13 protein-coding genes, 2 tRNA genes and 1 pseudogene are annotated in these 18,580 nt (G+C 72.6%); 3 read left to right on the top strand and 13 right to left on the bottom strand.

What is annotated here, in order from left to right; all coding sequences use genetic code 11:
- Positions 1 to 325 precede the first annotated feature (325 nt).
- On the top strand, positions 326 to 2,215 hold the full coding sequence (locus tag AC2RP6_RS25140) for a putative bifunctional diguanylate cyclase/phosphodiesterase (RefSeq protein WP_486448246.1): 1,890 nt from the start codon (positions 326 to 328) through the stop codon (positions 2,213 to 2,215).
- Positions 2,216 to 2,521: 306 nt separating this feature from the next.
- Here AC2RP6_RS25140 and AC2RP6_RS25135 read toward each other — a convergent pair whose 3' ends face one another.
- The 4 genes from AC2RP6_RS25135 to AC2RP6_RS25120 all read right to left on the bottom strand — a co-directional run bounded on the left by AC2RP6_RS25135 (position 2,522) and on the right by AC2RP6_RS25120 (position 6,858).
- Positions 2,522 to 2,830 carry a DUF397 domain-containing protein gene (locus AC2RP6_RS25135; RefSeq protein WP_486448245.1) on the bottom strand — a complete coding sequence of 103 codons (309 nt, stop codon included), beginning with the start codon at positions 2,828 to 2,830 and terminating at the stop codon, positions 2,522 to 2,524.
- Positions 2,790 to 3,638, bottom strand: coding sequence for a helix-turn-helix domain-containing protein (locus AC2RP6_RS25130; protein ID WP_486448244.1), 849 nt, complete (start codon positions 3,636 to 3,638; stop codon positions 2,790 to 2,792). Before AC2RP6_RS25130 ends, AC2RP6_RS25135 begins: the two co-directional genes overlap by 41 nt.
- 154 nt (positions 3,639 to 3,792) lie before the next feature.
- On the bottom strand, positions 3,793 to 5,490 hold the full coding sequence (locus AC2RP6_RS25125) for a glycosyl hydrolase family 18 protein (protein WP_486448243.1): 1,698 nt from the start codon (positions 5,488 to 5,490) through the stop codon (positions 3,793 to 3,795).
- Positions 5,491 to 5,745: 255 nt separating this feature from the next.
- The gene (locus AC2RP6_RS25120; protein ID WP_486448242.1) at positions 5,746 to 6,858 is read right to left on the bottom strand and encodes an LLM class flavin-dependent oxidoreductase; all 1,113 of its coding nucleotides are present in this window, start codon (positions 6,856 to 6,858) and stop codon (positions 5,746 to 5,748) included.
- A gap of 251 nt (positions 6,859 to 7,109) precedes the next feature.
- Here AC2RP6_RS25120 and AC2RP6_RS25115 point away from each other — a divergent pair, with 251 nt between their 5' ends.
- Positions 7,110 to 7,868: an IclR family transcriptional regulator gene (locus AC2RP6_RS25115; protein ID WP_030665996.1), complete on the top strand. Its 759-nt coding sequence runs from the start codon at positions 7,110 to 7,112 to the stop codon at positions 7,866 to 7,868.
- Positions 7,869 to 7,957: 89 nt separating this feature from the next.
- Here the strand turns inward: AC2RP6_RS25115 and AC2RP6_RS25110 are convergent.
- The 5 genes and pseudogenes from AC2RP6_RS25110 to AC2RP6_RS25090 all read right to left on the bottom strand — a co-directional run bounded on the left by AC2RP6_RS25110 (position 7,958) and on the right by AC2RP6_RS25090 (position 14,218).
- Positions 7,958 to 8,031 (bottom strand) — tRNA-Lys (locus AC2RP6_RS25110).
- Positions 8,032 to 8,117: 86 nt separating this feature from the next.
- Positions 8,118 to 9,801: pseudogene (locus AC2RP6_RS25105) on the bottom strand (AMP-binding protein).
- Positions 9,802 to 9,827: 26 nt separating this feature from the next.
- Positions 9,828 to 10,421, bottom strand: coding sequence for a lytic polysaccharide monooxygenase auxiliary activity family 9 protein (locus AC2RP6_RS25100; RefSeq protein WP_486448241.1), 594 nt, complete (start codon positions 10,419 to 10,421; stop codon positions 9,828 to 9,830).
- 192 nt (positions 10,422 to 10,613) lie between these two features.
- A complete protein-coding gene (locus tag AC2RP6_RS25095; protein WP_486448240.1) occupies positions 10,614 to 12,860 on the bottom strand; it encodes an SPFH domain-containing protein in 2,247 nt (748 codons plus the stop codon).
- An 11-nt stretch (positions 12,861 to 12,871) separates the two neighbouring features.
- The gene (locus AC2RP6_RS25090) at positions 12,872 to 14,218 is read right to left on the bottom strand and encodes a peptidoglycan-binding protein (RefSeq protein WP_486450442.1); all 1,347 of its coding nucleotides are present in this window, start codon (positions 14,216 to 14,218) and stop codon (positions 12,872 to 12,874) included.
- Positions 14,219 to 14,433: 215 nt separating this feature from the next.
- Here AC2RP6_RS25090 and AC2RP6_RS25085 point away from each other — a divergent pair.
- Positions 14,434 to 14,507, top strand: a tRNA-Lys gene (locus tag AC2RP6_RS25085).
- Between the two features lie 104 nt (positions 14,508 to 14,611).
- Here the strand turns inward: AC2RP6_RS25085 and AC2RP6_RS25080 are convergent.
- The 4 genes from AC2RP6_RS25080 to AC2RP6_RS25065 form a co-directional block, all read right to left on the bottom strand.
- Complete coding sequence (locus AC2RP6_RS25080) at positions 14,612 to 15,238, bottom strand: class F sortase (protein WP_486450441.1); 627 nt, start codon at positions 15,236 to 15,238, stop codon at positions 14,612 to 14,614.
- 66 nt (positions 15,239 to 15,304) lie between these two features.
- Positions 15,305 to 15,922, bottom strand: a complete 618-nt coding sequence (locus AC2RP6_RS25075; RefSeq protein ID WP_486448239.1) for a hypothetical protein — start codon at positions 15,920 to 15,922, stop codon at positions 15,305 to 15,307.
- Positions 15,923 to 16,075: 153 nt separating this feature from the next.
- Entirely contained in the window at positions 16,076 to 16,855 is a 780-nt protein-coding gene (locus AC2RP6_RS25070) for an HAD-IIA family hydrolase (protein ID WP_486448238.1), read from the bottom strand.
- A gap of 123 nt (positions 16,856 to 16,978) precedes the next feature.
- Entirely contained in the window at positions 16,979 to 18,493 is a 1,515-nt protein-coding gene (locus AC2RP6_RS25065; RefSeq protein ID WP_486448237.1) for an alkaline phosphatase family protein, read from the bottom strand.
- Between the last annotated feature and the right edge of the window lie 87 nt (positions 18,494 to 18,580).

The raw sequence follows: 18,580 nt of genomic DNA, 5'->3' as shown, positions 1-18,580 counted from the left end.
TCGTACCTGTTTAGCCACCTTGAGGCGATTGTCTTACTAATGCCCTGTTCCGGTGCCCCACACGAGTGAGGGGTGAGGCAAGCCGGTGACCCCCGGACTTCACGTCGACACCTACAGAACGTCACGACCGATCACCCGAGATCAGCAGGGACCCTCTCCCGCTCAGACCCACGCAGAAACGATCACGCGATCTTGGTCCGACGATCCGTCATCACGCCGAACTCCCGCGTCTCAACCGGTGACGCCGCTGGATAGGGCCTCCCGGCAGCCTCTATGATCGGCACACTTTCCTGCACGGACACTCACGAACACTGCGGGGCCAACGGTGAGCGGAACCTCAGAAGGAACCGGTTCGGCGGCCGACAGCATCCGATCGGCCATTACGGAGCGTCACCCGTCCGTGCCGGCAGTGCCGTCGGCATCGCATCAGCATCGCGCCGATTCCGATCTGCGCGACTACCGGGCCGCGTTCAACGCGGCCCACCTCGCCATGGCGGTCGTCGACCGCGAGGGCTACGTCGTCACCGCCAACCAGGCCTTCGCCGGCCTGCTCGGCAGCGAACCCCAGGCGCTCGTCCACCGCTCCGCCGCCGACCTGGTGGACCTGGCCGCGGAGGCCCGCACCTGGGCCGCCTACCAGGAGGTCCTGCGCGGCCGTCAGGCCCGGCTGCGCTGCACCCGCCGGCTCAAGCACCCCGACGGGCACTCGCTGTGGACCGAGGTCACCCTCGGACCCGTACCGGGCACCGGGAACGTCCTGCTGTCCGTCACCGACATCAGTGACCGGCGCGACCTCCAGGCCCGGCTGCGCCACCTGCAGATGCACGACCCGGTCACCCGGCTGCCCAACCGAGCGCTGTTCTTCGAGCGGCTCTCCGCCGCCCTGGAGGCGTCCTCCTACGAGCACGGCGGCGGCACCGGCCGGATCGGCCTGTGCTACCTGGACCTGGACGGCTTCAAGGCCGTCAACGACACCCTCGGCCACCGCGTCGGCGACCGGCTGCTGACGGCCGTCGCCGCCCGTCTGACCCAGTGCGCCGACCAGTCCGGCTACGGGCGCAGGGGCGGCCACCTCGTCGCACGGCTCGGCGGTGACGAGTTCGCCCTGCTCGTGGAAGACTCCACCGGCACCGAGCAGCTCGCCGACCTCGCGCGCAGCGTACTGACCGCCGTGCAGGAGCCGTTCGACCTGGCCGGGCAGCGGCTGTCGGTGTCCGCGTCCATCGGCGTGGTGGAGCGGGCCACGGACGGCACCTCGGCGACCGGCCTGATGCAGGCCGCCGACACGACCCTGTACTGGGCGAAGGCGGACGGCAAGGCCCGCTGGACCCTCTTCGACCCGGAGCGCAACGCGCACCGCATGACCCGGCAGGCGCTGTCGTCGACGCTGCGGCCGGCCGTGGAGCGGGGCGAGTTCGCCCTGGAGTACCAGCCGCTGGTGGACCTGGAGAGCGGCGCACTGCGCGGGGTCGAGGCCCTGGTGCGCTGGAACCACCCGCAGTTCGGCACGCTCACGCCGAATCGGTTCATCGGTATCGCCGAGGAGGACGGGTCCATCGTCCAGCTCGGGCAGTGGGTGCTGCGCACCGCGTGCCGGCAGGCGCGGCGCTGGCAGATCGAACAGCCCAGCGACACCCCGGTCTTCGTGTCCGTCAACGTCGCCGTGCGGCAGGTGTGGGACTCCGACCTGGTGGGTGACGTCGCGGAGATCCTCGCGGAGACGGGCCTGGCGCCGCAGCTGCTTCAGCTGGAGCTGACCGAGTCGGCGGTCATGGGGTCGGCCGGCAGGCCGCTGCAGGCCCTCCAGGCGCTGAGCGACATGGGCGTCCGCATCGCCATCGACGACTTCGGCACCGGCTATTCGAACCTGGCGTACCTCAGCCGCCTGCCGGTCTCGGTGCTGAAACTGGACGGCTCCTTCGTCCGGGGCTTCCGCTACGACGACGGCGCGCACCCGAACCCGGCCGACGAGACCATCGTCGAAGCCCTGGTCCAGCTCGCGCACCGGCTGGGCCTGACGGTGACCGCGGAGTGCGTGGAGACCGCGGGCCAGGCAGCCCGGCTGCGGCGCGTCGGCTGCGACACCGGCCAGGGCTGGCTGTACTCCCGCGCCGTGGCCCCGGACGTGATCGCCCGCATGATCGGCCGTCGCGTGGAACCGGACCCGGCGGCCGCCCCCCTCCCCGACGAACCGGCCCCGCACCCCCTGGTCTGACCGGCCCCGACCGCGCCGGGACGGCACGGCCGACCCGGTCAGGGGCGCGGCTCAGCCCGTTGCTCCCGTCTGGGCGCGCGGTGCACCAGCGCCCCCGGGGATCGTGGCCTGCCTGGTCACCCTGTTCGGGCCGGACGCGGCAGGCGGCCGTAACCCTGGGGGCGGGCCGCTGCCGGACGGCGCCGGGCGTCACGGACGGGGCCGCCGGCAAGCGGCTCGGGTTGTCGCGCCGTACCGTCAGGCGGCAGGTGGCCACGAGCCGCTTGGAAGCGGGCCTCAAGGCGGCCCAGCAGGGCCGGCCGTAGGTCAGACGCTGCGGACGAAGGCGGTGAAGGCCTCCGTCCCGACGGTCAGGGTGGGCCCGCCGGGATTCTTGGAATCCCGCACCGCGACCCTGCCGGGCAGGCCGTGGCCACCGCCGTACGTAGCCGTGCGCCAGGCGGCGCCGCCGAGGGGTGCGCACTCGACGCACTCGCCGCCGGTGTTCCCGCTGTACGAAGCCTTGCGCCAGGCGGCGCCGTCGAGGGGTGCGCACTCGACGCACTCGCCGCCGTTGGAGCCGCTGTAGGACGACTTACGCCACAGCACGCTCGTCAGGTTCTGGATGGTTCCCATAGCGTTCCTCCATTACGCGAGCGATCAGCTCCGCCGACGCCCGGGGAGAGAGGGCTTCAGCCTGCAAGCGAGCGTAGCCGAGCGAACGCTCCTTGATCACTTGCGGGTTGGCAGTCATATGGCCGGAGTCGTAGCTCTCGCTGTAGTGAACGTCCGGATTGCCATCGAACCGCAGAAGGGTGAACGAGCCCATCATTCCCGCATGCTGGCCGGCCGTGAAGGGCAACACCTGGACTTCCAGCCACTGGCGGTCCTGCATGTTCAACAGGTGGGCGAGTTGGTCGTGCATGACCTCCCGTCCGCCGATCTCCCGATGGAGCGCCGCCTCGTCCAGTACCACCCACAGCACCGGCGGACTCTCTCGGGCGAGGATGCGCTGCCGATCCATGCGCGCCGCCACCGCAGCGTCGAGGGTGTCGGGCTTCTCCACGGCCAGAACGGCCCGCGCATAATCCTCCGTCTGGAGGAGGCCGTACACCAGCTGACACTGGAAGGTGGAGATGAATGCGGCTCGCGCTTCCATCTCAGCGTATGCCTGGAACCAGGGCGGCAGCTGGCTGCGCAGGACGAGGCCCACCAGGCGGGAGAACACTCCGCCCGTGCCGAGGGCGGCATCCAGGCGCTCCGAGAAATCCCTGGTCGGGACGCGGCGGCCGTTCTCCACCATGCCGATCAGGGAACCGGTGCAGAAGATGATCGCGCCCAGCTCGGCCTGCTTCAGGCCCGCCTCTTCTCTCAGCCGGCGCAGCTCGAAGCTGTAGTAGTCCAGCGGCGAGGCGCTGGGATCGATGTCGCGGGCCAGGACCATGGGACGGCACCCCCGAGCGGGAAGACGGACTTGTGGCCGAGGGTAGCGACAGCGCTACGGTCCGGTGTCCGGAATGCGGCAACCATGTCACACACCTCCGCCCCACCCGGGAGGGGTGGGGCGGAGGCGTCGCTCGGCGCGGGGTGGGGGGAGATCAGCAGGCGCCGAGGTCCTTCCAGACACCCCATTCACCGGTGGTGCCCGGCGTCTCGTTCTGCGTCCACCACTGGGCCTTGTACTTGCGGCCGTTGTGGGAGACCTCGCTGCCGCCGGTGTAGACGGTGCCCGCGACGTAGGCCGGGGTCGAGCCGCAGCCCGTGGTCGGCGGGGTCGTGGGAGGCGTCGTCGGCGGGGTGGTCGGCGGGGTGGTCGGCGGCGTCGTGGGAGGCGTGGTCGGCGGGACCGTGGTGCCGCCCAGGGCGTCGGAGATCTGGCCCAGCAGGGTGGCGTTGTTGTCCAGGCCGAGCAGGGAGTACATCATCGCGCCGGCCAGACCGCGCTGCTTGCCGTAGTCGACCCGGGCCTGGATGGACTTCTGGTTCAGGCCGGTGAAGAACTCGCCGTCCTTGTAGAAGTACGAGGACTTCGACTGGTCGTCCCAGAAGGTGGTCGCCGGGTTGTCGACGATGCCGCCGAGCTCCTTGTAGTGCGCGATGCCCGCCTGCTGGCTGAGCGGTCGTGCGCCGGAGCCGCCGGTCGCGGTCTGGGCGAGGCCGTTGGTGGTGCCGGCCGGGACGCCCTTCCAGCCGCGGTAGTAGAACTCGTAGCCCAGCGTCAGCTTGTTGGCGGGGAAGCCGCCGGTGATGCCGTACGCGGGGTTGCCGTCGATCCAGGAGTCGATGGCGTTGTCGATGCTGTACTTCTCGGTGCCCGGCGCGATCGGGTCGGTCGGGTCGGCCGCGGAGGGGTACAGCGGGGACTGGTGGTACGTGGGCCCGTCGCCGTCCCAGGCGCCGTGCATGTCGTAGGTCATGATGTTGGCGTAGTCCAAGTACTGGCCGATCTTGTCGGTCTCGATGTACTTGATCTTGTCCTGGCCGGCCGGGAGGGCCGCCGTCAGCATGTACTTCTTGCCGCCGTTGGCCGCGCCCTCGGCGTCGAGCTGCTTGCGGAACTCCTGCAGCAGCAGGGTGAAGTTCTGCTTGTCCTCGGGGCCGTAGTGGTTGCCCAGGTGGCCGCCGGCGGAGCCGGGGTACTCCCAGTCGATGTCGATGCCGTCGAAGATGCCGGCCGCGGTGCCGGCGCCGCCGAAGCCGCCCTCCACCGGGAGGTCGCCCTTGATGTACTGCTTGATGCAGGAGGCGACGAACTTCTTGCGGGAGGCGTCGGTCTTGGCCGCGTCGTGGAAGTACTTGGAGTACGTCCAGCCGCCCAGCGAAATGTTGATCTTCAGGTGGGGGTACTTGGCCTTCAGTTCCTTGAACTGGTTGAAGACGCCCACGATCGGCTGGTTCCAGGTGTCGGCGACGCCGTCCACGCTGTCGGCGGCGCTGAAGGACTTCTGGTAGTCGGCGTAGGAGTCGCCCGCGCCGTCACCGGCGTTGGGGTTGTTGTCGTCGCCCGCCGCCTTGTTCGCCTCGAAACAGGTGAGGTCGGTGGGGTGGATGTTGCCGAACGAGTAGTTGATGACGTCCAGCTTGCCCGCTATGCCCCGCGTGTCGAGGTGCTTGGGGTAGAAGGCGTTCCCGTACACGCTCCACTGGTCGTAGTAGGCGATACGGACGCCGCCCGCCGCCGCTCCGGCCGCGGCGTCGGCGGCCTGGGCCGTGCCGAGTCCCGCGAAGGAGGCAAGCGCTCCGGCTGCCAGCGCGGCCGTGGCGGCGGCTGCGATGAGGGGTTTACGGATGGGCATGAACTGCCTCCGGGGGGTGGGAGGAGAAGAGCGGGAAGTTCAGGTGGAAGCAGTGATAGCGATCACCGCAACGCCCCGTCAATGGTTCGGACCAAAGAAGGACTAGACCACTCCCGGCACATTTCCCCAAGTCAGAGACCTGAGCGCACATCAGAAACCGCTCGCCACCCCGGGTGACGAGCGGTTTAAGGTTCCCTTGAGACACGCTCCCGCAAGGTTTTGGCAATGAACCAGCCAAACCCCGTTATTGCGCGGTCAGTCGGCGTCGGGCAGCTCGGCCGGCATGCCGTACGCGTCCGCGACGAGTGCGTAGGAGCGCAGCCGGGCGGCCCCGCTGTGGGCGTTGGCGGTCAGCATCAACTCGTCCGCGCCGGTGCGCTTCGCGAGGTCGTCGAGGCCGTCGGCGACCGCGTCGGGGGTGCCGTGGACGATGTTCGCGAGCCAGCCGTCGACGAACTCCCGCTCCAATGGGGTGTAGGGGTACGCCGCCGCCTCCTCGGGCGTGGGCACCAGCCCCGGGCGCCCGGTGCGCAGCCGGAGCATCGACAGGGCGCCCGTACGCACCTGGGCGCGGGCCTCCTCGTCGGTGTCGGCGGCGAGCGCCGAGACCCCGATGACGGCGTAGGGGGCGTCGAGCACCGCCGAAGGGCGGAAGCTGCTGCGGTAGAGGTCGAGGGCGGGCAGGGTGCCGGCCGCCGAGAAGTGGTGGGCGTAGGCGAAGGGCAGGCCGAGTTCGCCGGCGAGCCGCGCGCTGAAGCCGGAGGAGCCGAGCAGCCACAGCGGCGGCCGCCCGGCCGGGCCCTGCACCGGGCCGGGGACGGCGTGCACCCGGGCGTACGGGTGGCCGTCGGGGAAGTCGTCGTCGAGGAAGCGGGTCAGCTCCGCGAGCCGGCGGGGGAACTCGTCCGCGCCCTCTTCGAGGCGTCCGGGCCCGCGCAGCGCGGCGGCCGTGCGCCCGTCGGTGCCGGGGGCGCGGCCGAGGCCGAGGTCGATCCGGCCCGGGGCGAGCGCCTCCAGCGTGCCGAACTGCTCGGCGACGGCGAGGGGGGCGTGGTTGGGCAGCATCACGCCGCCGGAGCCGAGCCGGATGCGGGAGGTGTGCGCGGCGAGGTGGGCGAGGATCACGGCCGGGGAGGAGCTGGCGACACCGGGCATGGAGTGGTGCTCGGCGACCCAGTGGCGGTGGTAGCCGCGGGACTCGGCGAGGCGGGCGATGGCGACGCTGGTGCGCAGGGAGGCCTGGGCGGTGCTGCCGGCGCCGACGGTGACGAGGTCCAGGACGGAGAGCGGTACGGGTGCCCGGCCGAGGGCGGTGCCCCGTATGCCGCTACGGTTCTCCTGCGCCGGCCCGTTCCGTTCGTCACTCATCGTCGCTCCCGTCCCGTTCTTCCCGTGCGTGCGGCGCCCGTGCGACACCGTACGAAGAACTCGAACATTGAACGACCGCCGGGCATTCCCGGCACCGCGGGACAGTGCGCGTGACCATGGCATATGCCAATGGCGTAGATCCAGGCAGACCGTCGTGATCGAGCCATCAATCTCCCCAACAGGCGCTCCACATGGGCCTCTTGATGGCTATCGTGGTAGGGCAAGCGGTAACAACCTGGTAGGGGGAAACCGTGGCGCTGAAGCCCGAGCCGACCGCGCCGTTCCACTCGGTGCAGTACGCACTGCGCGTACTCGAAACGATCGCACGTCACACCGGTGGTGTGACCGACGTGCAGATCGCGCGTGAGACCGGCCTGCCCGCAGTCCATCTCGCCCCGATGCTGCTCATGCTGCGCCGGGAGGGATACGTGCTGCAGGTGGCGGACGGCGCGTACGCCATAGGGGACTCCCTCGTCCTGCTCGGCTCCGGCACCGACCGCCAGCAGGCGCTGACCGACAAGCTCCAGGAAACCCTCGACAGGCTGCGCGACTCGGTCGGCGCAGCCGTCTACATCAGCCGGTACGTGGACGGCGAGGTCAGGATCACGCAGTTCGCGGACAGCCCGCGCACCCCGAAGGTCCACGAGTGGGTCGACTTCCGGTCGGCCGCGCACGCGAGCGCGGTGGGGAAGTGCCTGCTGACGCAGCTCGACCTGAACGGGCGGCGCGACCACCTGTCCCGGCACAAGATCGCCCGGCTCACGTCGAAGACCATCGTGAACGAGCGGATCCTCTTCTCCAAGCTGGACTCCCAGCCGGCCACCGTGCCCATGCTCGACCTGCAGGAATACGCCGTGGGGACGGTCTGCGCGGCGGTCCCGATCACGGCGGGCGCCTCGGTCGGCTGCCTGGCGCTGTCGATGCCGGTGGAGCACGCGCACCGACTGCGGGCAGCGGCCGACACCCTGAACCGGAAGGCCGCGCCGCTGCTGCTGTCGCTCACCCTCTAGGGGCGACCGCCCGGGGCGGCGGGGCCCGCACCGGGCCGGAAAACACTTCGGGCGGTTCCCGGTGAACCGGAAACCGCCCGAAGGACAGGTGCGCCGCCAGGGACTCGAACCCCGGACCCGCTGATTAAGAGTCAGCTGCTCTAACCAACTGAGCTAGCGGCGCCTGCTGACAGAGAAAATACTACCTGGTCCGCGGGGGTGCTCCAAACCATTGCCGCCGGGGTGCGGGGTCCGCCCGTTCTGGCCGGCTCAGCGGTGCAGGAGGTCGAGGCGGCCCTGGGCCTCGTACCTCGCCAGGAGGGCCGACACCGCAGAGGGGGTCAGGAGGGTGTAGCCCCCCGCTGGGGAGCGGTGCCAGACCGGGTCCGGGCAGCGGAAGCCCGCGCGGCGCAGCGTCACGCGGTGGACCTTGTTCGTCGCCGTGACGGGCATCTCCGCAACGACGCGGACGTAGCGCGGGGCCATCTTCGTACCCAGGTCAGGCTGGCCGGAAAGGAACGCCTCGAAGGCTTCCGGGGAGAACACCGCGCCGTCCCGGAGGGACAGGGCCGCCATCACCTGGTCGCCGGCGACCTCGTCCGGGACGCCGTAGACGGCGACCGCGGTCGCGTCCGGCCAGCGGGCCAGGATGTTCTCGATCACCGCCGCGGCGAGGTTCTCGCTGTCGACGCGGAGCCGGTCGTCGGTGCGGCCCGCGAAGTAGAGGAAGCCCGCGGAGTCGCGGAAGAAGAGGTCGCCGGTCCAGTACCAGCCGTCCCGGGTGCGGTCGGCCTCCGCGTCCGGGTTGCGCCAGTAGCCCTCGAACAGGCTGCGGCCGCGGTTGACGAGCTCGCCGATCGCGGCGGAGCCGTTGAGCAGGCGCCCGTCCGGGGCGAGGAGCGCGGCCGGGCACTCCCGGCCCGTCTCGGGGTCGACGACCGCCAGGTCGTCCCCCGCGCCCGCGCGGCCCAGGGCGCCCGGCGGGGTGTCCGGGGTGCGCTGGACGGAGGCGCCGCCCTCGGTGGCGCCGTAGCCCTCGACCAGGCGGACGCCGAAGCGCTCGGTGAAGCGGGCGGCGTCCACGGCCCCGGCCTCGGTGCCGAAGCCGAGGCGCAGGCGGTGCGCGCGGTCGTCGGGGCGGGGCTCGGTGGCCAGCAGGTACTGGATGGCCCGGCCGACGTAGGTGAAGTACGTGGCGCCGTAGGCCTGTACGTCGTCCAGGAACGCCGAGGCGGAGAAGCGGCGGCGCAGCGCGACCGCGGCGCCGCCGACGAGCGCGGGGAGCCAGTCGGCGATGACGGCGTTGCCGTGGAAGAGCGGCATGCAGACGTAGTGGACGTCGTCCGGGCCGACGGAGAACCGGCGCGCCAGTGAGGCCCCGGCGGCGGCGAGGCGGCCCTGGCTGCAGACGGCGGCCTTGGGGGCGCCGGTGGAGCCGGAGGTGAAGTAGAGGAGGAGCCGGGAGCCGGGGGCGGGCGCGCGCAGGGCGGCTTCGCCGGGTTCGGCGGCGGCGTAGGGCGCGAGGAGGGCCTCGTACTCCTCGGTTCCGGTGACCAGGACGCGTACGCCCGGCAGGTCCAGGCCGCGCAGCAGCGGCAGGTGGGCGGGCTCGGTGATCAGGACCCGGCAGTCGGTGTGCAGGACGTCACGGGCCAGTTCGGGACCCCGCCGGGTGGGGTTGATCCCGGCGACGGCGGCCCCGGCGAGGGCCGCCGCGCCGAGCCAGAACGGGAACTCCGGGGTGTTGTCGAGCAGGATCCCGAGGTGCGGTTCGGCCCCGGCGGGCATGAGGTCGACGAGGAGCGCGGCGCGCGCCGCGGCTTCCCGGGCGGTCCGGTGACGGGTGAGGACGCGGCGTTCGCCGTCCTCGTACATCAGCCCGGGCCGGTGGTCGCCCCATTGGCGCGCGATGCAGCTCCGCGACGGTTTCGGGTGCTGTCGTCGTCGTCCGCATGCCGCCGGAGGGTAGCTGACGTATCGTCAGAACTGAACGTCGGAGCAGGCGTAGAAGGCCATCGGGGTGTCGTTGACGGTCCAGACGGCGAGGATCAGGTGCCGGCCGGACTTGCCGCTCGGCATGGCGCCCTGGTGGACGGTGGTCATGGAGGGGCGGGCGCCGTTGTAGGCGACGGTGAGGAAGGGCTGGGGTTCGAGGTCGGCGCGGGTGAGGGCCTTGGTGCCGGTCCAGCCGTTCTTGGTGACGTAGTACTTGAAGTCGGTGGTGGAGTGGTTGGCGGTGAACTGCCACCGGAAGGCGTAGCTCTGGCCGCTGGTCACCTTGGTGGTGGGCCAGGCGCCGCCGCGCGGGTTGTCGAGCTCGGCGAACTGCGGGAGTCCGCCGGAACATATCTTGCCGTCGGCGGGGCCGGCGGCCGGGAAGCCCTTGAAGCCCTCGACGCTCTGCGGCTCCCACTGGATGGCGCCGCAGTCGGAGACGGTCTTGTTGGCGCAGAGCTTCTGGCGGCTGATGGGGGTGTCGGTGTAGCCGTGACTGCTGGCGGAGGGGGCGCCGATGAGGGTGATACCGGCGACGAGGCCGAGGCCGAGGGCGGCGACGCCGGCCCTTCGGGGCATGCGGACGGGACGCATGATGCTCCTTGAACGTGGGGGGAGTCCGGTGAGCGCGCGCGGGTGTGGGGAGGGTGGTGCGTTCAGGTCTAGACCAAGTTCCAGATTATTGACGGGAGTTGGCCATGTCCATACCAATGAGGAAACGGGTGGTCCGGTAACTTCCGGCCACCCGTCTCCGTCGTGCCACGTGCTCCGCTATTCGGTGCGCCCCGTGCAGAAGGCGACCGTGAGGTCCTTCACCAGGGCCTTGCGCTCGTAGTCGTCGAGCTCGACGAGTCCGCGCGAGGTCAGCCGGTGCACGGTGTCGTCGACGGCGTCCACCACCGAGGTCAGCACGGCGTCCCGGTGCTTGGCGTCGATCGCGGCGACCCGGCGGCGGCGCATGGCCTCGGCGACCTCGGGCGCGTACTCGATCCGGGTCGGCTGGGCCGAGTACACCTCGATCCCGACGGCCTCGGTCTCGGCCGCCAGCATCCGGGTCAGCGCGTCGCCGACGGCCTCGGCGTCGCGCAGGGTCGGGGCGTCCTCGTGGAAGGCGTCCGCCGGGAGCTGGGACAGCACGCGGGCCATGGCCGACTCGACCTGCTCGGCGAGGTACTCCGTGTGGTCCGCGACGGCCAGCGTGGCCCGGGCGGTGTCCTTGACCTGCCAGACGACCTGGACGACGACCTGGAGGGCGAGTCCGCCGGAGTCGACGGCGGGCATCGGATCGCTGCGCCAGTGCCGCAGGCGGACGTCGACCCGGCGGCGCAGCAGGAGCGGGCTGACCCAGGTCAGGCCGGTACGGCGGACCGTGCCGCGGTAGCGGCCGAAGAGGGTGAGCACCCAGGCGTGCCCGGTACGGGCCCGGCCGAGGCCGCCGAGCGCGACGAGGGTGACGATGCCGAGGAAGGCGAGCGGGGGCCAGTGGGTGGCGCGCAGGCCCTGGTAGGCGCGGGGTGCCGCGCCGAAGGCGGCCACGAGGGGGGCGGGGACGACCCCGGCCCGCCAGAGCACGGCCGCGCAGCCGGCGAGGGCGAGGCCGCCGACGGCGACGCCGACCCAGCCGGGCAGCACGGGGCCGCGGTGCTCGCGGAGCCGGTCGTCGCCGCGCGGGACGCGACGGCCGGGGGCGGGCCGCGGTGAGGCGGTGGCCCTGCGGGTACGGGTGGGCTGCGGGAGCGCCGGCGCCGTGGCGTGGAAGGGGAGGTTGGCCGGTACCTCGCTGACGGCGGTACCGCGGTGGGAGACGGTGACCTTGGGGAGGTCCTGCGTGTCCTCCTCCTCCGCCATGCCGCGGGCCACGGCGCGGGCGACGATCTCGGCCACGCCGGGGCCGGGCACGCCGGAGTGCGCGGCGCCGGGCTCCTCGTGCGGGTGCGGGTGCGGTGGGTGCGGGTGCGGGACATCGGAGCCCGCCCCGTCCCCGGCCCGCGCGTGCCGCTCCTCGGGCTCGGCGTGCCCCCGCGCGGCGGGCACCCCCACCTCCGCGGGCGCCTCCGCGGGCGCCTCCGCGGCGGGCGGGGCCTGCCCGCTGTCGACCGACGCGCCCGGCGACTCCGCCGGCCCGGAGGTCGCCGCAGGACGCGGCACGTGGCCGTCCGCGACCCCGCCGTCCGGCTCCGCCGAACGGGAACCCGTCCCGGCCTCCGCCACCGCAGCGGTCCGCGGGCCGGACCCGAGCCCCGGGCCGGAGGCGTGAACGGGCTCCGGCTGCGCCAGACCCGGCAGGGAACCGGAGTTGTGTACGGCCCCGGCCCGCATCGCCGTCGGAACGGGCCGCGGGTCGGCCCCGGACACCGCGCCGCAGGCGTGAACGCCCTCGGCCTGCCCCACGCGGGACGGGCCCGCGGAGGCGGTGGCCACCGCCTGGGCGGCCGCGCCCCCGCCGTCCGGCTCCGCCGGACGGAAACCCTGACCGGCCTCCGCCACCGCCGCGAGCCGCGGGCCGGAGGCGCGAACGGCGGCCGCTACGGCGTGCGGCTCCGGCCGCGACACCGGGCCGGAAGCGTGTACGGCCTCGGGCTCCGCCGTGCGGGGCGGGGCCGCGGTGGGGGTGGCCAACGCCTGGGCGGCTGCGGCTGCGGCGTCCGGCTCCGGCTCCGCCGAACCGGGATGCCCGGCCTGCACGGCCGTCGGCGGGGCGACGTCGGACGCGCGGGCCGCGGGGTGCGCGGCCGGCTGGGCGGCCGGGCCCGGGACGGAGGCCGGGGGCTGGACCGGGTCCGCCGGCGCGGCCAGCGGCAGGGCCTCCGGCGACGGGGCCGGGAGCGCCAGGGCGGGCTCGGGCGCCGGCACCGCGGCCGGGGCGGCGTCCGGAGCCGCCGTCGGGGACGGTACGGCGCCCAGGGCCGGCTCGGCCGGACGGAGGTCGGTGGTGCCCCAGCCGAAGGTGGTGGGAGCCGTGGCGGCCGGGGGGACGCGGAGGGTGCCCGTCGTCGTCGTGGTGCGCGTGGGGAACATCGTTACCTCCGTCATGCGAACAGCCGGCGCCAGGTTTCCGGGCCCGGATAGCCGTTGGCCGCGGCCCCGCGCCAGCCCTGCGCGCGCTGGAAGGCCTCGACGTTGCGGCGGTCCGCCTCGCTCCAGCGGACGCCCGGGCCGGACGTGTAGTACTTGCCGAAGCCCTTCTTCACCAGCTGCCGGCCGAGGGCCTCGATGGCCGGGTGGGACTGGCCCGGGCGGAACACCGCCGCGCCCGGGTAGGCCCGTACGCCGCCCGGTCCGGGTGCCGCGCCCACGATCGGCGGGATGTTCTTGCCCTGCTTGTCGACGAGCAGGCGCCAGGTGTGCGCGCCCGGGATGCCGTCGGCGTCGGCGCCCGTCCAGCCCTGCGCGCGCTGGAAGGCCTGGGTGGCGAGCTTGTCGTGGTTGCTCCACGTCCGGTCGGCCACCCCCTTGGGGTAGAACCGGTACGCGCCCCGCTCGATCAGCATCCGGCCCAGCTGCGCCACATGGTCGTTGGTGGCGCCCGGGGCGAACTTGTCCGCGCCGGGGAAGGTCTTGGCGGCGTCGCCCGGCTTCGGTCCCGCCGGCGGTGCGGGGACGGTGCCGGGGGCCTGGGGTGCGACGCCGCCCGTCACTCCGCTGAACCGGTACGGGACGTACTTCGCCGCGTTCGCCCAGTACCCGTACGGCGTGGCCAGCTTCCGCGTCGTGGGGCGCGTCTGCTCGTAGGCGACGTAGTGGGTGCGCGTCTGGTCGACCCAGCCGCCGAAGAGGACGACGTGCGAGCCGTTGTTGGGGTCCGCAGGGTTGTGGAAGAGCAGCATGTCCCCCGGCAGCAGCTCATCCTTCGTGATCTTGGTGGCGAACTTGTCGAGGCTGCCGGTCCACTCGTTCGAGCCGAGGTTCCAGGCCATGGAGACGTAGCCGGAGCAGTCCTGCCGGTACCCGTCCGACCAGTACTCGGACATGCTGTACGGGACCTGGGCGTCCAGCCACAGCTTCGCCCGGTTGATGATCGTCGTGCGGTCGATGCGCTTCACGGCGCCGGGCCGGGCCGGGGCGCCGGGGCTGCCCGGCTTGCCCTTCGGGCCGTGCAGGGGGGTGCGGGCGCCCTGCGGGCTGCCGGGGTCGTCCAGGGCCACCGGCCCCGTGGCCGGGGTGCTCAGGGCGAGCGCCGTACCGCCGCCACCGCCGAGGACCACGCCGGCGGCGGTGGCGAGGACCAGCGCCCGGCGCGCCCCGCGCGCGGCGGGGTGCCCCCCGTCCCGGAGCGGTATGGCGCGGGCCCGGGCGAGGGCGCGGCGGCGCTGGGCGCATCCCCGGCACACGCAGTCGCCCTCGGGCTCGTACTCCTCGAAAGCGGGCATCGGCATCTGCACATGCGTCGGGGGCTGCATCGTCATGCGGTTCCGTCCACTCCCCTGCTGTTCCAGTGGTCGACCGGGGCCGCACCTGATAAAGCATCAGATGCGGTCGGCGCAGACATATCGTGCACGATAAACCCCTCAAACATGGGTTAATCGGACAAGGCGGGCGTGGCTGGTCACGAGCACCCGCGCAGGTGGGGTAGAGTTTTCCCTGTCAGCAAGCGCCGCTAGCTCAGTTGGTTAGAGCAGCTGACTCTTAATCAGCGGGTCCGGGGTTCGAGTCCCTGGCGGCGCACAGACGGAGGAAGCCCCTCACAGCGAAAGCTGTGAGGGGCTTCCTCGTTCCGTCCGTCCTGCCCGTCCGTCAGCCCTTCAGCCCTTCAGCCCGTCACCCGGCCGTCATGCCGACGTGCCCGCGCGGGTGCCCACGCCCGTCAGGTAGGCGGAGACCACGACGTTCGCCGTGTACTCCTTGGCCGCCTTGTCGTAGGTCCCGCCGCAGGTCACCAGCCGCAGCTCCGCGCGGCCGGCGACCCGCGGGCCGTACGCCTTGTGCGCGTCGAAGTCCGCGCGCTCGTAGACCCGTACGTCCTCGATGGTGAACTCGGCGACGGAACCGTCCGCCCGCACCACGCGCACCTTGCCGCCCGCCTGCGCCGAACTCAGGCCGTAGAAGACCGCCGGCTTCGACCGCGTGTCCACGTGCCCCACCATCAGCGCCGTCCCCGCAGCCCCCGGCTGCACCCCCTGGCCCCACCAGCCCACCGTGCCCGGGCTGTCGTACGGCGGCGGATCGATCGCGCCGTCCTTGTCCAGGCCCCGGGACACCACCGGGGCCTGGATGCCTATGGACGGCACGTCGACGCGCTGCGGCGGGGACGCGGCGACGGGGGCGTGCGCGGCCGGCAGCCCCGCGACCACCGCCCCGCCGGCCTGCCCGGAGAGCGGGGCCGGCGGCACGGTGAGTTCACGGCCCCACAGCCACAGGCCCAGCACCAGCACCGACCAGGCCGCGAAGGTCAGCATCCGGCCCCCGGCGGAGGCCTTCGCCCCGTCGTCCGTACGCCACTCGCCCACGTGACGCCCGTCCCCTCACTCGCCGCTGCGGCGGCGGCGCAGGGTCAGCGCCCGGCCGGCGACGGCCAGCGTGGCCACCGCGGCGAGCACGGCACCGATCACCGTGTGGGGTGTGCCCGGACCGTCGCTCCCGTGTTCCTTCTTGGCCGCGGTGACCAGGCCGGGGGCCTGCGCCGGGTGGTCCGCCATGCCGCCGCCGCCCGCGTGGACGGGCCAGACCGGCGAGGCGTGGTGGGAGGGGTGCCGGTACTCGGAGACCTGCACCGAGCCGGTGAACTTCTCGTCGCCGTCGCAGTACACCCGGACGGCGTGCCATCCGGGCGAGGCGTGCGAGCTGATCATCGCGTCGCCGTAGAGCGGGCTGCGACGCCCGCCGTCCCGCCCGTAGAGGTCGGCGTCCGCGACGAAGACGGCGGACTTGGCCACTCCGCGGCTGCCGTCGCACCCCTGGACACGCAGCTTGACCTGCGCTCCGGGGTGGGCCGGGCTCGGGTCGACGGCGATGCTGCCGCGTTCTCCGCGACCTCCGCGGTCCTCCTCGCCCGCGAGGGCGGTCGGCGCGGACACCGCGGAGAACGCCGCCAGGACGGCGGCCACGGCTGCGGTGCGGACAGCGATCGGAACACTGCGCATGGTGAACCTCCTCGACAAGGAGATTCACGCGTGGCACGCCCCGCCGCATCCGGAGCGGCGCCGTACGTGTCAGCCGTACGCCCCGAACGCGTGACGCCCGGTCGGCCCCACGGCTCGCCCGGACGGGCCCGGCCATGATCCGCCGGACACCCCCTAGACCAGGTCCACCAGGTCGGCGATCGAGGCGACCGTCTTGGTCGGGCGGTACGGGAACTTCTCGGTGTCCTGCTCCGTGGTCAGGCCGGTGAGGACGAGGAAGGTCTGCATGCCGGCCTCCAGACCGGCCAGCACGTCGGTGTCCATCCGGTCGCCGATCATCGCGCTGGTCTCCGAGTGCGCGCCGATGGCGTTCAGCCCGGTCCGCATCATCAGCGGGTTCGGCTTGCCCGCGAAGTACGGCTGCTTGCCTGTCGCCTTGGTGATCAGCGCGGCGACCGCGCCGGTGGCCGGCAGCGGACCCTCGGTGGAGGGGCCGGTCTCGTCGGGGTTGGTGCAGATGAAGCGGGCGCCGGCGTTGATCAGGCGGACCGCCTTGGTCATGGCCTCGAAGCTGTAGGTACGGGTCTCGCCCAGCACCACGTAGTCGGGCTCGTGGTCGGTGAGGATGTAGCCGATGTCGTGCAGGGCGGTGGTCAGGCCGGCCTCGCCGATGACGTACGCCGTGCCGCCGGGGCGCTGGTCGTCGAGGAACTTCGCCGTGGCCAGGGCGGAGGTCCAGATGTTCTCGACGGGGACGTGCAGGCCCATGCGGTACAGGCGGGCCTGCAGGTCGCGCGGGGTGTAGATGGAGTTGTTGGTCAGCACCAGGAAGGGCTTGCCGGACTCGCGCAGCCGCTTGATGAAGGCATCGGCGCCGGGGATCGGGGTGCCCTCGTGGATGAGGACCCCGTCCATGTCCGTCAGCCACGATTCGATCGGCTTGCGCTCTCCCACTGGACTGCTCTCCGCTCTCGCTCTGCCCGCGACCTCGACTTCTGGTCTGTACCACCTGTGGCCACCCTATCCGGGTCGGGCCGTGGACGGCAGGGTCGTCCACGGCCCGGACGCCGGAGGGGCTCAGCCCAGGCGGACGTCGTCGACGGTCCAGAACCAGTTGTTGGTGCCGCTGTAGCGGAAGCGGACCTGGACGTCGCCGGCGCCGGCCGGGACCTGGAGCGGAAGGGACTCGGTCTTGGCGAGGGCGTCGGCGGTGTAGGTCTTGACCACCGTCGGGGCGGCGCCGTCGTAGGAGACCAGGACCTGCGCGGTCTGGCCGGCCTCGTGGCGGTAGTGCGTCTGGAAGCTGAGGGTGCGCGTACTGCCGCCCGTCACCGCCCACTTGGGGGTCACGAGGGTGGAGTCGAAGGTGCCGGTGTGGGCCTTGTCGTCCCACTCGTCGGAGTCGGCGACGGCGAAGACGTCACGGGAGCGGACGTTCAGCTCGCGCCACTGGTCGCGCTGCGACTGGGTCCAGAACTCGTCGGTCGCGAAGGCCCAGCCCGCCCACTCGGTGACCCCGCCGGTGCCCATCCTGGAGTTGTCGACGGACCAGCCGGCGGGCGGGGTGTGCGTGAAGCCCCTCACTCCGGCCGGGATGCCCGTCTCGTCCACGCGGGTCTGGAGGGCCGGGCGGACGGTGTCGAAGGGATCGGTGTCCGGGGCGCTCAGCGGGACCCCGTCGATGCCGGAGGTGCTGACGCCGACCTGCGCGAGGGCGGTCGCGGCCACGTCGGCGAGCTTGACGTCGTCGCGGACCGAACCGGCCGGGATCCCGGCACCCTTGGCGATGACGAAGGTGCCGCGCTCGGCGGTCGTCGAACCGCCGTGGCCGCCGGAGGGGGTGTGGCCGTGGTCGGTGGTGACCAGGACCTTCCAGTTCTCCTGGGCGTACGTGGGGCGGTTCTGGACGGCGGTGAGCAGCTGGCCGACCAGGGCGTCGACGCGGGCGACGGCGTCGAGGTACTGCTGGCTGGCGGCGCCGTAGGAGTGTCCGGCGGCGTCGATCTCGCCGAGGTAGACGAAGGCCGCGTCCGGGTTCTGTCCGCGCAGTTCGGCGGCGGCCGCGGCGGCCACCTTCGGGTCCTCGGTGCGGTAGCCGTCGCGGTCGCCCTTCAGGGAGAGGCGCTTGTCGACCTTGGCGGAGAAGATGGGACCGTTCTGGTCGGTGGAGGTGATGGGCTCCCAGTCGGCGGCCGCGTAGGTGTGGAGCGCCGGCTTGGCGTTCTCGATGCGGGTCAGGAAGTCGGGGTACGCGGCGTAGTTCTTGCCGGCGAAGGAGTTGTCCTTCACGCCGTGCTTGTCGGGCCAGACGCCGGTGGCGACGGTGGACCAGCCGGGGCCCGAGGAGGGGGCGGCCATCGGGCTCGCGTAGAGGGTGCTGCGGGCGGTCAGCCCCTGGGCCATCAGGCCTTGCAGGTGGGGGGCGTTGGCGGCCTTGACGCGGTCCAGGACCGCGCCGTCGACGCCGATGACGAGGACCTTGTCGGTGGTGGCGGCGGCGGTCGCGGTGTGGGTACCGAGGACGGTGGCGAGCAGGGCGGTGGCGGTGACGGCCACGGCGAGGGTGCGTCCGGCGGGGACGGCAGGGGACACGAACTCCTCCGGGAGTGGTCGTGGAAGGAAGGCGCTGGGGACCTGGAGAGCCGGGGACGGGCGCCGGGCCCGGACCGAAGGTGCGGT

The sequence above is a fragment of the Streptomyces sp. WAC03905 genome (assembly GCF_057371075.1).
Note: the sequence above shows the minus strand (reverse complement) of the source record. Positions and strands in the feature narration are given on the sequence as shown.